Consider the following 13,543-nt stretch of genomic DNA (forward strand, 5'->3'; position numbering starts at 1 on the left):
CCGCCACCGGCCATCGCGTCTTCCGGAGTACCGTTCATGAGATCCGCCCAGAAATCCCCCCTGTCCCTGCGCCCGCTGGTCGTGGCCACTGCCCTGGCGCTGGCCACCCCGGCCGTGCTGGCACAGACGGCCGCCAAGCCGGCCCCTGCGGCACCCGCCGCTGCGCCCACCGCCGCCGCTGCCAAGCCGGTGGCGACGCCCGCGCCTGCTCCGGCGACGGCCAAACCGGCCGCGCCTGCGGCGCCTGTCGCCCCCGCGCCGGCCACCGCTGCCGCCCCCGGCGCCCCGGCCGACCCGAACGCTGCCCCACCGGCGCCGCCTCCGCCGCCCCTGTCGGACATCATCCTCACCAACGGCGACATCATCACCCTCGACGACAAGCGCCCGAGCGCCCAGGCCATCGCCATCAAGGGCACGAAGATCATCGCGGTGGGCAAGAGCAAGGACATCCTGGCCCGCTGGAAGAGCGAGGGCACCGAGGTGGTGGACCTGGCCGGCAAGACCGTCGTGCCGGGCTTCATCGACGCCTGGGGCCAGATGTCGCGCCTGGGCCTCGCCACCGTGGCGGCGCAGCTGCAGTCGCCGCCGGAAGGCAGCGTTGCCGACGTGAATGGCCTGCTCCGCGCCCTGCGTGACTGGAGCCGCGGCGAGCTGGCCCAGCGTTTCGGGTGGACCATCGGCTTTGGCTACGACGACAGCCGCCTGCGCGAGCAGCGGCCCCTCTCCCGCACCGATCTCGACAGCGTCTCCCGCGACAAGCCGGTGCTGATCGTCCATGCCTCCGGCCGTCAGGTGGTGGCCAACAGCGAGGCGCTCAAGCTCGCCGGCATCACCCGCGACAGCATCGACCCGCCGGGCGGCAGCATCGGCCGCTGGCCGGGCTCGAAGGAGCCGGATGGCGTGCTCGAAGGCGCCGCCGCCACCGCCCTGCTCGGCGCGCTGCCGCAGCTCCCGAAGGACGAGCGGATGGCGATGATCCAGCAGGGCCAGAGCCTGATGCTGCAAAGCGGCTACACCACCGCCGTCGAGGCCCGCGCCACGCCCGACGACCTCGCGCTCTACACCCAGGCCGCGGATGCCGGCCTCCTCAAGCTCGACGTGGCCTTCTACGCCGATCTGGCCAGCGCCGGCAGCGTGCTCAAGGGCCACAAGAGCATCGGGCCCAAGTACTACAAGAGCCGCCTGCGCCTGGCCGGCGTGTCCTTCGCCCTGGATGGCGTAGCCGAAGACCGCAGCGCCTGGCTCACCCAGCCCTACCAGCTGCCGCCGCCGGGCAAGCGCACCAAGTTTGCCGGTTATCCCGGCGCGACGGACGAAGTGGCCACCGAGCTCGCCACCCGCGCCTACGCCAACGGCTGGCAGGTGGCGGTTCAGGCCAACGGCGACGCGGCCATCGACCAGTTCATCGGGGCGATCCGCGCCGCCGCCGCCAAGCACCCGGCCAAGGATCGCCACCCGCTGCTGGTGGGCGCCCAGACCATCCGCGACGACCAGCTCGACGCCCTCAAGGAGGCCGGCGCCAGCCTGAGCTTCGCGCCCCAGCGGCTGGTGCTGTCAAAGCCCGCGCTGGCCGATTACCTGCTCGGTCCCGAGCGCACCGCCCGCTTCGCCCCGGCGGGCAGCGCCCACGCCCGCGGCATCGCCACCCTGCTCCACGCCGATCCGGCCCTCACCGCCCCGTCGCCCTTCGGCGTGATGGCCGCGGCGGTGAAGCGCCCGGTGGGCGAAGACCAACAGCTCGATCCGCTTACCGCCCTGAAGGCCCTCACCCTGCTGCCGGCGCGGCAGCTGGGCGAAGAGAAGATCAAGGGCAGCATCGCCGCCGGCAAGCTCGCCGACATCACCGTGCTGTCGGCCAACCCCCTCAAGACGCCCACCGACAAGCTGGGCGAGATCCGCGTCACCGGCGTGGTGAAGGAAGGCGCCGCCGTCTTTGGCGGGCCGGACGGCGGGGTGCCGATCATCCGCTGACCCCTGCAGCCGGGCGCCAGCCGGTGCCCGGCCCTGCCCTCGTTAAGGGACACCCCTAAGCAGGAAACCTAAGCGACTCCCGAATTATCCCGGGCGCGGCGGATGGCTATAGTCGATGGTCACCGGCCAGTGATGGCCAGCCGCCCTGCCCGCATGAACAATTCGCTGCTCCTCAAGGCCGGCAGCGCGTGGCGCACCTTGCTCGCGCCCCTCGACCGGCCCCTCCTGCTGCTCACCGTCGTCCTGCTCGCCTTCGCCACGCTGATCATCTCCAGCGCGTCACCCCAGCGGATCAACGCCCACCTCACCAATCTGGCGGTGGGCGTCGCCTGCCTGCTCGCGGCGGCCCACGTGACACCCCAGCGCCTGCGCGTCGTCACGCCGCCGCTCTATATCGTGGGCATTGTGCTGCTCATCGCCGTGGCCCTGTTCGGCGACATCTCGAAGGGCGCCCAACGCTGGCTGAACCTGGGTTTCACCCGCATCCAGCCATCCGAGATCCTCAAGATCGCCGCGCCGCTGATGCTGGCCTGGTTCTACTTTCATCGGGACGGGGTGCTGCGCCACCGCGACCACCTCGCGGCGGTGGCCCTGCTGATGTTGCCGGTGCTGCTCATCGCCAAACAGCCCGACCTCGGCACGGCGATCCTGGTCTTCCTGGCTGGGTTCTTCGTGCTGTTTCTGGCCGGCATCCCGTGGAAGTGGATCGCCCCGCTGGTGGTGGGCGTGCTCGCCATCGTGGTGGTGCTGCTGCTGTTCGGCGACAGCCTGTGCGAGAAGGACCGGCCCTGGCCGCTGCTGCGCGAATATCAGAAGCATCGGGTATGCACCATGCTCAACCCCACGTCCGACCCGCTGGGCAAGGGTTTTCACATCATCCAGGCGATGATCGCCACGGGGTCGGGCGGGGTGTGGGGCAAGGGCTGGGGGCTGGGCACGCAGACGCAGCTCGACTTTCTGCCCGAGCGCCACACCGACTTCATCTTCGCGGTACTGGCCGAGGAGCTCGGGCTGGTCGGCGCGCTGGTGCTGCTGGCAATCTACATCCTGCTCGTGCTGCGGGGCATGTCCATCGCGCTCGCCACCAAGGACCGCTTCAGCCGCTACCTGGCGGGCAGCCTCACCCTCAGCATCTTCTCCTACGCCTTCGTGAACATGGGCATGGTGACGGGCATGCTGCCGGTGGTCGGCGTGCCGCTGCCCTTCATGAGCTACGGCGGCACCGCGCTGGTGATCCTGTGCATCTCGCTGGGGATGCTGATGTCCATCGCCCACGACCGCAACGCCGGCCGGGCGAGCAAGGCCGCCCTCAGCCCAGGCTGAGGCGCACCAGCTCGGCCACGCTGGCCACCCCCAGCTTGTCCATCATCCGCGCCTTGTGGACCTCGACGGTGCGCGGGCTGATCGCCAGCTCGGCCGCGATCTCGCGGTTGTGGCGCCCGGCCACCACCCGCTCCATCACCTCGCGCTCCCGCTGGGTCAGGCCGTCGATGCGGCGGCGCGCCTGGTCGCGGCTCGCCGCGGCGTCGAGGGTCTCGCGCTGGCGCGAGAAGGCTTCGCTGATGGCCGCCAGCAGCCGCCCCTCGTCGATGGGCTTCTCGAGGAAATCCACCGCCTGGGCACGAAACGCCGCCCGGGCCGAATCCACATCTCCGTGGCCGGTCATGATGACCACCGGCAGGCTGGCGCCCTGATCGAGCAGGGTGCGCTGCAGGGTCAGCCCATCCATGCCGGGCATGCGGATGTCCAGGAGCAGGCAGCCGCGCCAGTGGGGCTTGAAAGCCCGCAGGTAGCTGTCGGCGTCGGCGAACATGGCCACCCGGTAGTCGTGAATGCCCAGCAGCAGCCCCAGCGCGTCGCGCACCGAGGGGTCGTCGTCGACGATGAATACGGTCAGATTGTCGGTCATGGTGTGATGGCTTCCCGGATCGGCAGGACGAGCCTGAACTGCCCGTGGCCGGCGACCTCGCCCGTCAGGCTGCCGCCGTGCGCCTCGGCAATGGCCCGGCTGATGGCCAGCCCCAGGCCCATCCCGCTCGACTTGCCGGAATAGAAGGATTCGAAGACGAGCCCGAGCTCCCGCGCCGTGAGGCCGGGGCCGGAATCCTCGACGCAGATGCAGACCTGATCGTCCGCCGGGACGTCGGCCCTGAGGCTGACCCAGCGAGGCCCCGTGGCCTGCGCCTGCACCGCGTCGAAGGCATTGGACAACAGGTTGCGCAGCACGACTTCCAGCTGGAGCCGGTCGGCCAGCAGGTGGATGTCCGGCACCTCGTTCACCGTGAAGGCGATCCCCGCCGCGGCGGCCTTGTCCCGGTAATGTTCGGCGGCGGCCTCGACGAGGCTGCCCAGCGCCACGTCCTCGAGACGGGTGGCCCCGGTGCGGAAGAAATCCCGCAGCCGCTGGACCACCTCGCCGGCCCGGCGGGCCTCGCTGCGCATGCCGTGGATGGCCGCATCGAGCCGCGCCCCGCTCTCGCCCCGCGCCTTGAGGGTGTCGTAGGCCGAGGCGTAGGCGCCCATCGCGGTGAGCGGCTGATTGAGCTCGTGGGCCAGGGCGCCCGCCATCTCGCCGGCGGCGGCGAGGCGCAGGGTCTGGCGAAGCTCGTCGCTGGTGCGGCGCTGTTCATCCACCACGCCGCCGATGAGAAAGCCGATCAACGCCATCACGAAGGCCAGCATCTGCAGCTCGGCCACCGTCACCGCGCTGAAGTCGAGCCACTGCACCGCCACGATCACCCCGATCTGCAGCAGCATGGCCGAAACAATGGCGCCGGCCATGCCCTGGCGCGCCGCCGCCCAGGCGATCGGCACGAACAGCCAGTAGAACAGCTTGAACCCGCTGCCGCCGCCCAGCCCGAAGGCCACCAGCAAGGCCACCACGCACAGCAGCGCGTAGCCCAGGGTTTCCCAGCGCAGCAGCGCCGCCTTCAGCATCAGGCGGCCGCGCTCGCCGGCCAGCCACCAGAACAGCGGCATCGCCAGCGCAATGCCCACCATGTCACCCACCCAGAACTGCAGCACACCACCGCGCCAGCCCTCGGCCGGCAGCAGCCCCAGCGCGCAGAGGCCGGTGATGAAGAACACGCTGTTGAGGAGCGTGCCCAGCACCACCGGCACCATCCAGCCCAGCAGCGCCGAGCGCCCGTCGAGCAGCGATCCGGGCTCCATGCGCCGGCGGAGCACTTCCGCCAGGGCCAGATAGCCGCCGGCGAGCATCAGCGCCGACAACAGGCTGCGCCACCATTCGGGGGATACATCCCGCACGAGGAACTCGCTGGCCACCACCGCCACGACGAACGCCCCGCGCGCCAGGGGCCCCTGGCGCAGCACATAGACCAGCCCGAGGGCCGGCGCAGGGTTCCAGGGCGTGATGTTCAGTCCGTGCAGCGGATGGATGAAACTCGCCGCATCCAGGGCGATGTACAGGCTGACGAAGACGAGGGGGAGCAGACGCTTGCGCAAGAATGACGCCGAACAGATTGAGATGGCGCCATTGTGAAGCCGGCGCCCCGATCGCGTAACAAGGGAAACACGTACATGATTCCGCTAAGTGCTTCCCGGATTTCCCGGGGCGGCGCGGCCGGGTACCGTAAGGCCAACTCCTCACTGTTCCCGGATCATGCTCTCCCTGGCCGCATCTGCGCCTGAAATCGCCGCTGCCGCAATCTTTGCGGTCGCCGTCGCCCACACGTTCTCGACCCGCTTCTTCGCCCATCTGGCTCACCTCCAGCCCCGTCACGCCGGGCTGTGGCACCTGCTCGCCGAGGTGGAGGTGGTGTTCGGGCTATGGGCATTCGTACTGGTCGCCACCCTGTTCTGCCTGTCGGGGCAGGATGCCGCGGTGGCCTACCTGGAAGGACGCAACTTCACCGAACCGATGTTCGTGTTCGTGGTGATGGTGATCGCCGCAAGCCGCCCCATCGTCAGCACGGTGATCGGCGTGGTACGCCTGCTGGCGTCGGTGATTCCGATCCATCGCGCCGTGGCGACCTACTTCCTGTGCCTGTCGGTGGTCCCGCTGCTGGGCTCCTTCATCACCGAACCGGCCGCCATGACCCTCGCGGCGCTGATGCTGCGCGACGGTTACTACCAGCAGGGCCTGTCCAACCGGCTCAAGTACGCCACCCTGGGGATGCTCTTCGTGAATGTCTCCATCGGCGGCACGCTCACCCATTTCGCCGCGCCGCCGGTGCTGATGGTCGCCGCGAAGTGGCAGTGGGACACCCTCTACATGATCTCCCACTTCGGCTGGAAGGCGGCCGTCGCAGTGTTTGCGAATGCCATCATCCTCACGTGGTTCTTCCGCGAGGAGCTTGCCGAGCGGGGCCAGATCGACCCGGACACCCAACGCGCCCCGGTCCCCGTCACGATCAGCGGCATTCATCTCGCCTTCCTGATCGGGGCAGTCTTCTTCGCCCACCACCCGGTGGTGTTCATGGGGCTGTTCCTGTTCTTCCTGGGCTTCACCGAAGCCTACAAGACCCACCAGGACCGCCTGATCCTGCGCGAAGGCCTGCTGGTGGCGTTCTTCCTGGCCGGGCTGGTGGTGCTCGGCGGGCTCCAGCAGTGGTGGCTGCAACAGGCGCTGGTCGGCGTGGAGCCGACCCTGCTGTACTTCCTCGCCACCGCGCTGACCGCCCTGACGGACAACGCCGCACTGACCTACCTGGCCTCTCTGGTGGACGGCGTGTCGCCCGAATTCAAGTACGCCATCGTCGCCGGCGCGGTGACGGGCGGCGGCCTCACCTTCATCGCCAATGCGCCGAACCCCGCCGGCGTGGCGATCCTCAAATCGAACTTCGACGACGAATCCATCAGCCCGATGGGCCTGTTCCTGGCCGCGCTGCCCCCCACCTGCGTCGCCATCCTGGCCTTCCAGGTGCTGTGATGTCGGCCGCCAGCCCGATCCTCCGGTCACGCTGGCTGCAATGGGTGCTGGTCAGCCTGTTCCCACGCCTGCGGGCCTGGCCCGTGCGCGACTGGCCGGGCGTGCTGGAGAAGGCAAGATCGATCGAAGCGGACGTTGTCGAGCGCATCTCGGTGATCGCCAGCCTGGTGCTGGTGACCTGGCTGCTGCGCCCGCCGACTGGCCTCGACGTACCGCAACCCCTGCTCTTTCTGGCCCAGATGGTGATGGCGATGCCGGCATTGGTCGCGCTGACCGGGCCGTTCTACCTGCGACGGCTCCGCCGCGGCCTGCAGGCGGCCTACCGCCGGGATCATCCCCCCGCCGCGCCGCCCGGCGCCGACGCCCCCTGACACGGAGCGCGCGACCATGAACACCGCCGCCGCACAACCGGAAGACCACGCCCATCACCGGCTGCTGATCCCCATCGACGCCACCGCGGCGTCGAAGTGGGGGATTACCCACGCGCTCCGGACTCATCGGGAGGCCGGGCCGGTGGCGGTGTATCTGCTCTACATCGTCGCGCCGGTGTGCCACTGGACGGTGCGGCGCTTCCGCACCGAGCAGGAGATCCACCGCCACTTCGAGGCCCGGTCACGCGTATTTCTGGAAGAAGCCGCCCTGCCCCTGCGGGACGCCGGCATCGTCTGCCGCAGCCTGTTCCGCGAAGCGCCGCCCGTGCCTGGCATCCTCGATCTGGCCGAGCAGCTCGGCTGCACGGGAATCGTGGTGCCGGACCCCGGCTGGCCTGATCTGCTGGGCCGAAGTCTTGCCCGACGACTGCAGCGCGCCCGGCGCGGCATCCCCATCACCCCGGCCCGCCCGCCAGCAGCCCTGGAGCGGACTACTTGAGGCTGGACAGGTAGGCCACCACCGCCTCGATGTTCTGCTCGCCCAGGGCCATCACCGCGGCGGTCATCGGCGGGTAGATGCGCTCCGGGCCGCCCTTCAGGTAGCGCTTGAGGGTCTGGCGCAGGTATTCCGGCTGCTGGCCGGCGAGGCGCGGGAAGTTCTCGCCGCCGCGTGCCTCGGGGCCATGACAGCGCACGCAGTTGCGGGCAAACAGCTGGCCGCCCTCGGCCGAACGCGGGCCCGGCGTGGCCACCGACGGCGTCGCCGGCAGGTTGGCGTAGTAGTAGGCCACGCTGGCCTTCTCTTCCGCGCTCAGGGCCTTGCCCAGCCCCTGCATGAAGGGCTCCAGGCGCCGGCCGGTGCGGAACACCTCGATCTGGTTGAGCAGGTAAAGGGGATGCTGGCCGGCCAGGTTGGGCAGCTCGGCATAGCGGGCGCCGGCCTGCTCGCCGTGGCAGTTGGCGCAGAACTGGGCCACCTTGCGGCCGGCGTCGATGGCGGCCTTCTGCTCGACCGGCGTGCCTTTCTGCAGCCGCGCGAGGATGTCGCGTCCATCCGCCGGCGTCGCCGCCGCGGCCGGCAAGGCCAGCCCACATAACGCAGCGACCAGCAGTGTCGCCGCGGCCTTCGGTTTGATACCCATCATCGGAAACCCCTCTGTGGCTGGCTGGCGATATGACCCGCCGCGCCTGATATGGGCATTGTAGCTGCCCGCCTCGAACTACAATTCCGCCTTTGTCACAGTCATCGACCGCATGTCCGCCGCCTCCGCCCCCTCTCGCAGCACCGTTCGCGTCGCCATCATCGGCGGCGGGCCGGCCGGCCTGATGGCCGCCGAAACCCTGGCCGCCGCTGGCATTCATGCGGATGTCTTCGACGCCATGCCGTCGGTGGGGCGCAAGTTCCTGCTGGCCGGAAAGGGCGGGCTCAACATCACCCATTCCGAGGCGTTCGAGGCTTTCGTGTCCCGTTACGGCACGCGCCGCGCCCAGCTTGAACCGATGGTGACGGCATTTTCGCCCCAGGCCCTGCGCGACTGGGTCGAGGCGCTGGGCGTGACCACCTTTGTGGGCACCTCGGGCCGGGTGTTTCCCGCCGAGATGAAGGCCGCGCCGCTGATGCGGGCGTGGCTGCACCGCCTGCGCGAAGCCGGCGTGCGCATCCACGCGCGCCACCGCTGGACCGGCTGGAACGCCGACGGCAGCCTGGCCTTCACCACGCCCGCCGGGCCCCTGGCGGTGACGGCCGACGCCACCCTGCTGGCCCTGGGCGGCGGCAGCTGGGCCCGGCTCGGCTCCGACGGCGCGTGGGTGCCGTGGCTGGCGGAAAAGGGCATCGCCGTGGCCCCCCTGCGCCCGGCCAACTGCGGCTTTCTGGTGGCCTCGCCCCGCGCTGCGGCGGGCTGGAGCGAGCACCTCGCGAGCCGCTTTGCCGGCCAGCCCCTCAAGTCGGTGGCGATCCGCCTCGCCGGCGACGCGGCCCCACCCCGGGTCGGCGAAGCCATGCTCACCGCCGACGGCATCGAGGGCAGCCTGATCTACGCCCTGTCGGCCGCCATCCGCGAGCGCATCGAGGCCGCTGGCGAGGCGTGGCTGGAGATCGACCTCGCCCCCGGCCGGCCGCTGGAGCGGGTGCTGGCGGAAGTCGCCCATCCCCGCGGCGCCCGCTCGCTGGCGAGCCACCTGCAGAGCCGGGTCGGCATCGCCGGGCTCAAGATGGCCCTGCTGCGCGAATGCGTGCCCTCCGAAGATCTGGCCGATCCCGCCCGCCTGGCCAGCGCCATCAAGGCCCTGCCGGTGCGCCTCGTCGCGCCGCGGCCGCTGGACGAAGCGATCAGCAGCGCTGGCGGGGTGCGCTTCGAGGAACTGGACGACGGCCTGATGGTGAAGCGCCAGCCCGGCCTGTTCTGCGCCGGCGAGATGCTCGACTGGGAGGCGCCCACCGGCGGCTACCTGCTCACCGCCTGCTTCGCCAGCGGCCGGCGGGCCGGCGAGGGCGTGCGCGACTGGCTCGCGGCGCGGGCGGAGCGTCACACGATTTAACCTGCCGGTCATCGGTCGGGGGCTAGAGTGGCCCTTCTGCTTTTCACCTGAAGGATGACCGCCATGCTCTCCACCATCATCATCGGCCTCCTCGTCGGTCTCGTCGCCCGCTTCATCAAACCCGGCGACGACAACATGGGCTGGATCAAGACCATCCTGTTCGGCATCGGCGGCTCCTTGGCCGCCACCTACGGCGGTCAGGCGCTGGGCCTCTACCAGGCCGGCCAGGGCGCCGGCTTCATCGGCTCGGTGGTCGGCGCCGTCGTGCTACTGATCGTCGCCGGGAAGCTCGGCCTGAAGTAAACCGCAAGCCCGCCGGGGCAGTTTTGTTCAAGACGCCCGGCGGACATCGCCGCTACCTTGGGGTTTGTACCCTGCGAACTCCAACCGGTGATGTCCATGAACCTCGTCCTCTCGATGGCCGCCTTTGCGCTGGCGGCCTCCCTCTCCCCCGGCCCGGTGAATCTGGTGGCCCTCGGCGCCGGCGCCCGCCACGGCTTTCGGGCCAGCCTGCGCCACGTGACCGGCGCCACGGTCGGCTTCACCGTGCTGCTGGTGCTCACCGGCCTCGGCCTGCAGGAGATCCTCCAGCGCTGGCCGGGCCTGACCGACATCGTGCGCTGGGCCGGCGTAGCCTTTCTGGTGTATCTGGCGATCCGCCTGGCGGCCGATGATGGCCGGCTCGCTGCCGGGCCGGCCGACGCGGGGCCAACGCTGCTGGCCGGCGCGGTGATGCAGTGGCTCAACCCCAAGGCCTGGCTGGCCGCGGTGGCCGGCACCGGCGCCTATCTGGCCGACGGCGATCCGGCCCGGGTGTGGCTGTTTGCGGGGATCTACTTCGTGATCTGCTATCTGTCGGTGGGCAGTTGGGCCTACGCCGGCGCCCACCTGCGCCGCCACCTGGACAGCCCGGCGCGCATCCGCGCCTTCAACCGCCTGATGGCCGCGCTGCTGGCGGGCAGCGCACTGTTCCTGCTCTAAGCTGGGGCCCGGTACTGCCCCGGCGTGGCCGCCACCAGCCGCTTGAAGGCCCGGTGGAGGTGGGCCTGATCGGCAAAGCCGGCGTCCGCCGCCACCTCGGCGATGGCATGGCCACGACGCAGGCGGGCCCGGCTGTAGCGGATGCGCCGGTCGATGAGGAAGGCGTGGGGCGTGAGGCCGTAGCGCCGCTGGAAGGCGCGGATCAGGTAGGACTCCGACAGCCCCGCCGCGGCGCAGATGTCGCCCAGGCTGAGAGGCCGGGTGCAGTTGTCGGCGATGAACTCGGCGGCCCGGGCGAGCCGGTCGTCGGCGCCTGCGGGCACGGCCGGCGCCGGATCCAGGCGGGCCTGCAGCAGGGCGGCGAAGGCCACCGCCGCGCTCTCCTTCTCGAGCTGCTCGGCCTGCCCGTCGTGGAGCAGCGCCTGCAGGCGCATCAAGCCTTCGGCCAGCAGCGGATCGCGGCTTGCCGCGGTGGCAAAGGGCTGGAAATCCCGCCCGTCCGGGAGCCCCAGCGCCGCCTGCTGGCGGGCCAGCCACGCCGCGTCGAGGAACAGCATGTGGTACGCCCAGGGCTGGCCATCCACCGGGTTGCAGGCATGGACTTCCTCGGGATTGACCACCACCACCGAGCCCGGCCCCACCCGCTCGCGCAGGCGCCCGTTGGCATAGGTGCTGACGCCGCCGGTGATCACGCCGATGGAGAAGCTGTCGTGGGAATGGGGCGCGTAGCACACCCGCCGGCCGTCCTCGACCGAGCGCAGCTCGACGTGGGGCAGCGCCGCGTCGCGCCAGAAACGGGGCGCAGACGCAGCCGGCCGCTCAGCGTCCGCCGGCCACATCGAGGATGCTTCCGGTGGTGTAACTGGCCTCATCCGACAGCAGCCACAGCACGGCGCGAGCCACTTCGTCCGGCGTGCCGCCCCGCTGCATCGGCACGCCCGGCGCCAGCCGCGCCACCCGGCCGGGTTCGCCGCCACTGGCGTGGATCTCCGTCTCGATGAGGCCCGGCGCCACCCCATTGACGCGGATGCCCTCGGTCGCCACTTCCTTGGCGAGGCCCAGGGTGAGGGTGTCGATGGCGGCCTTGGAGGCGGCGTAATCCACGTATTCACCGGGCGAGCCGATCCGCGCCGCCCGGGACGACAGGTTGACGATGGCGCCGCCGCGCCCGCCGTGGCGGGTGGACATCCGCCGCACCGCCTCGCGGGCGCACAGGAAGGCGCCGGTGATGTTGGTGGCAAAAACGCGCTCGAGGCGCGCGGCGTCCATCTCGTCCACGCGCATCTGGCGGGCCAGGATGCCGGCGTTGTTCACCAGCGCATCCAGAGGGCCGAGGCGCGCGTCGGCTTCGGCGAAGAGCCGCAGCACGTCCGACTCGACCGCCACATCGGCCTGCACCGCGACGGCCGTTCCGCCCTGGGCGGCGATCTCGGCCACCACGGCTTCGGCGGCGCTGTGGTCGGTGTGATAGCTGAGGCACACGGCGTACCCCCGCGCGGCAGCCAGCCGGGCGATGGCGGCGCCGATGCCCCGGGAGCCGCCGGTGACGAGGAGATTCCGGCCCATCGAAGCCACCGTCAGGATTCGGTCTTGCGGGTGCGGCGGCGGCGGGTGGCCGGCTTGGGCTCGGCGGCCGGCGCCTCAGGGGCGGGCTCCGGCGCGGCCGGGGCGGCTTCGGTGGCCTTGGTGCTCTTGCGGCTGGGGCTACGCTTGCGCCGGGTGTCGGCCTTGGGCTGCGCTTCGGGCTCGGGTTCGGGGGCTAGCGCGGGTTCGGGCGGCGTTTCGATCACCGGCTCCGGCGCGACTTCGGCGGCCTTGGCCGACTTGCGGCTGCTGGTGCGCTTGCGGCGGCTGTCGGGCTTGGCGGCGGGGGCTTCGGGCACGGCGGGCGGCTCGGCGATTTCCGTGTGGTGTGCGACGACTTCGGACACCGGCAGGTCCACCGGCACCTGCTCATGGCGCGCGGCGCTGCTGCGATACACGTAGGCGCCGGATTTCTCGTCGCGACCGAACTCCAGCAGGCCGCGGGCCTGGGCTTCTTCGAGCAGGTTGCCGAAGGCCCGGAAACCATAGCGGGTCTCGCTGAAATCCGGCTTGCGGCGCTTGATGGCTTCCTTCAGCACCGACGCCCAGATCTTGCCGGTGTCGCCCCGCTCGGCCACCAGCGCGTCGAAGATCTGCACGGCGATCTCGATGCCCTTGGTGCGGCGGGCCTCCACGTCCTCGCGGCGCGGGCGGTCCTCGTCGTTGCGGCGCGACGGCTGGGCTTCCCTGGGTTCGCGGCGGGCGGCGGCGCGCTGGGTTTCGCGCACCAGGTCGTCGTAGAAGATGAACTCGTCGCAGTTGGCGATGAGCAGATCGGAGGTGGATTGCTTGACGCCCACGCCGATCACCTGCTTGGCGTTCTCGCGCAGCTTGGACACCAGCGGCGAGAAATCCGAATCGCCCGAGATGATCACGAAGGTATTGACGTGGCTCTTGGTGTAGCAGAGGTCCAGCGCGTCCACCACCAGCCGGATGTCGGCGGAATTCTTGCCCGACTGGCGCACGTGGGGAATCTCGATCAGCTCGAAGTTGGCCTCGTGCATCGTGGCCTTGAAGCCCTTGTAGCGATCCCAGTCGCAGTAGGCCTTCTTGACGACGATGCTGCCCTTCAGGAGCAGGCGCTCGAGCACCAGCTTGATGTCGAACTTCTCGTACTTGGCGTCGCGCACGCCGAGGGCCACGTTCTCAAAATCGCAGAACAGGGCCATGCTGGTGGATTCGGGCGAAGTGGCCATGGGCGTCT

At 70.5% G+C, this 13,543-nt stretch carries 14 protein-coding genes; 8 read left to right on the forward strand and 6 right to left on the reverse strand.

Annotated features, from left to right (window positions below; genetic code table 11):
• Positions 1-36 precede the first annotated feature (36 nt).
• Together GH681_RS06105 and rodA are read left to right on the forward strand one after the other, a co-directional pair.
• Positions 37-1,971, forward strand: coding sequence for an amidohydrolase (locus GH681_RS06105; RefSeq protein WP_153160553.1), 1,935 nt, complete (start codon positions 37-39; stop codon positions 1,969-1,971).
• Positions 1,972-2,124: 153 nt separating this feature from the next.
• Positions 2,125-3,294, forward strand: coding sequence for a rod shape-determining protein RodA (gene rodA / locus GH681_RS06110; RefSeq protein ID WP_153160554.1), 1,170 nt, complete (start codon positions 2,125-2,127; stop codon positions 3,292-3,294).
• On the opposite strand, the gene GH681_RS06115 is transcribed toward rodA, so the two are convergent.
• On the reverse strand, positions 3,281-3,880 hold the full coding sequence (locus GH681_RS06115; RefSeq protein ID WP_153160555.1) for a response regulator transcription factor: 600 nt from the start codon (positions 3,878-3,880) through the stop codon (positions 3,281-3,283). The two genes, rodA and GH681_RS06115, sit on opposite strands and share 14 nt — an antisense overlap.
• Positions 3,877-5,436 carry a sensor histidine kinase gene (locus GH681_RS06120; RefSeq protein ID WP_228111799.1) on the reverse strand — a complete coding sequence of 520 codons (1,560 nt, stop codon included), beginning with the start codon at positions 5,434-5,436 and terminating at the stop codon, positions 3,877-3,879. The genes GH681_RS06115 and GH681_RS06120 overlap by 4 nt, the downstream gene beginning before the upstream one ends.
• Before the next feature lie 157 nt (positions 5,437-5,593).
• Here GH681_RS06120 and GH681_RS06125 point away from each other — a divergent pair, with 157 nt between their 5' ends.
• Genes GH681_RS06125 through GH681_RS06135 form a run of 3 tightly spaced genes read left to right on the forward strand, consistent with a single transcriptional unit; the run spans position 5,594 to position 7,732 of the window.
• Positions 5,594-6,862: a putative Na+/H+ antiporter gene (locus GH681_RS06125; RefSeq protein ID WP_153160556.1), complete on the forward strand. Its 1,269-nt coding sequence runs from the start codon at positions 5,594-5,596 to the stop codon at positions 6,860-6,862.
• Positions 6,862-7,233, forward strand: coding sequence for a hypothetical protein (locus tag GH681_RS06130; RefSeq protein ID WP_153160557.1), 372 nt, complete (start codon positions 6,862-6,864; stop codon positions 7,231-7,233). The genes GH681_RS06125 and GH681_RS06130 overlap by 1 nt, the downstream gene beginning before the upstream one ends.
• Positions 7,234-7,249: 16 nt before the next feature.
• On the forward strand, positions 7,250-7,732 hold the full coding sequence (locus GH681_RS06135) for a universal stress protein (protein WP_153160558.1): 483 nt from the start codon (positions 7,250-7,252) through the stop codon (positions 7,730-7,732).
• Here GH681_RS06135 and GH681_RS06140 read toward each other — a convergent pair.
• Positions 7,725-8,378, reverse strand: coding sequence for a c-type cytochrome (locus GH681_RS06140; RefSeq protein ID WP_153160559.1), 654 nt, complete (start codon positions 8,376-8,378; stop codon positions 7,725-7,727). The two genes, GH681_RS06135 and GH681_RS06140, sit on opposite strands and share 8 nt — an antisense overlap.
• 109 nt (positions 8,379-8,487) lie before the next feature.
• On the opposite strand from GH681_RS06140, the gene GH681_RS06145 reads away from it, so the two are divergent.
• The 3 genes from GH681_RS06145 (at position 8,488) to GH681_RS06155 (ending at position 10,755) form a co-directional block, all read left to right on the forward strand.
• The gene (locus tag GH681_RS06145) at positions 8,488-9,774 is read left to right on the forward strand and encodes a TIGR03862 family flavoprotein (protein WP_153160560.1); all 1,287 of its coding nucleotides are present in this window, start codon (positions 8,488-8,490) and stop codon (positions 9,772-9,774) included.
• A 54-nt stretch (positions 9,775-9,828) separates the two neighbouring features.
• A complete protein-coding gene (locus GH681_RS06150) occupies positions 9,829-10,077 on the forward strand; it encodes a GlsB/YeaQ/YmgE family stress response membrane protein (RefSeq protein WP_368666700.1) in 249 nt (82 codons plus the stop codon).
• A 96-nt stretch (positions 10,078-10,173) separates the two neighbouring features.
• Positions 10,174-10,755, forward strand: a complete 582-nt coding sequence (locus tag GH681_RS06155) for a LysE family translocator (protein ID WP_153160562.1) — start codon at positions 10,174-10,176, stop codon at positions 10,753-10,755.
• Here the strand turns inward: GH681_RS06155 and GH681_RS06160 are convergent.
• The 3 genes from GH681_RS06160 to GH681_RS06170 are packed head-to-tail and all read right to left on the reverse strand — an operon-like array spanning position 10,752 to position 13,535.
• Entirely contained in the window at positions 10,752-11,594 is an 843-nt protein-coding gene (locus tag GH681_RS06160; protein WP_153160563.1) for an AraC family transcriptional regulator, read from the reverse strand. The two genes, GH681_RS06155 and GH681_RS06160, sit on opposite strands and share 4 nt — an antisense overlap.
• Positions 11,575-12,321 (reverse strand): SDR family oxidoreductase, encoded by a 747-nt coding sequence (locus GH681_RS06165; RefSeq protein WP_153160564.1) that lies wholly within the window; start codon positions 12,319-12,321, stop codon positions 11,575-11,577. Before GH681_RS06165 ends, GH681_RS06160 begins: the two co-directional genes overlap by 20 nt.
• Positions 12,322-12,332: 11 nt before the next feature.
• On the reverse strand, positions 12,333-13,535 hold the full coding sequence (locus GH681_RS06170) for an NYN domain-containing protein (protein ID WP_153160565.1): 1,203 nt from the start codon (positions 13,533-13,535) through the stop codon (positions 12,333-12,335).
• Positions 13,536-13,543: the final 8 nt, after the last annotated feature.

It is taken from the genome of Zoogloea sp. 1C4, assembly GCF_009469605.1.
Classification (GTDB): Bacteria; Pseudomonadota; Gammaproteobacteria; order Burkholderiales; family Rhodocyclaceae; genus Zoogloea; species Zoogloea oryzae.

What these genes read in the sequence shown, in the direction of transcription:
- GH681_RS06165 (WP_153160564.1), bottom strand. Translation starts at nt 12,321, where the DNA reads ATGGGCCGGAATCTCCTCGTCACCGGCGGCTCCCGGGGCATCGGCGCC.
- GH681_RS06135 (WP_153160558.1), top strand. Translation starts at nt 7,250, where the DNA reads ATGAACACCGCCGCCGCACAACCGGAAGACCACGCCCATCACCGGCTG.
- GH681_RS06145 (WP_153160560.1), top strand. Translation starts at nt 8,488, where the DNA reads ATGTCCGCCGCCTCCGCCCCCTCTCGCAGCACCGTTCGCGTCGCCATC.
- GH681_RS06155 (WP_153160562.1), top strand. Translation starts at nt 10,174, where the DNA reads ATGAACCTCGTCCTCTCGATGGCCGCCTTTGCGCTGGCGGCCTCCCTC.
- rodA (WP_153160554.1), top strand. Translation starts at nt 2,125, where the DNA reads ATGAACAATTCGCTGCTCCTCAAGGCCGGCAGCGCGTGGCGCACCTTG.
- GH681_RS06105 (WP_153160553.1), top strand. Translation starts at nt 37, where the DNA reads ATGAGATCCGCCCAGAAATCCCCCCTGTCCCTGCGCCCGCTGGTCGTG.
- GH681_RS06140 (WP_153160559.1), bottom strand. Translation starts at nt 8,378, where the DNA reads ATGATGGGTATCAAACCGAAGGCCGCGGCGACACTGCTGGTCGCTGCG.
- GH681_RS06170 (WP_153160565.1), bottom strand. Translation starts at nt 13,535, where the DNA reads ATGGCCACTTCGCCCGAATCCACCAGCATGGCCCTGTTCTGCGATTTT.
- GH681_RS06115 (WP_153160555.1), bottom strand. Translation starts at nt 3,880, where the DNA reads ATGACCGACAATCTGACCGTATTCATCGTCGACGACGACCCCTCGGTG.
- GH681_RS06130 (WP_153160557.1), top strand. Translation starts at nt 6,862, where the DNA reads ATGTCGGCCGCCAGCCCGATCCTCCGGTCACGCTGGCTGCAATGGGTG.
- GH681_RS06160 (WP_153160563.1), bottom strand. Translation starts at nt 11,594, where the DNA reads ATGTGGCCGGCGGACGCTGAGCGGCCGGCTGCGTCTGCGCCCCGTTTC.
- GH681_RS06125 (WP_153160556.1), top strand. Translation starts at nt 5,594, where the DNA reads ATGCTCTCCCTGGCCGCATCTGCGCCTGAAATCGCCGCTGCCGCAATC.
- GH681_RS06150 (WP_368666700.1), top strand. Translation starts at nt 9,829, where the DNA reads ATGACCGCCATGCTCTCCACCATCATCATCGGCCTCCTCGTCGGTCTC.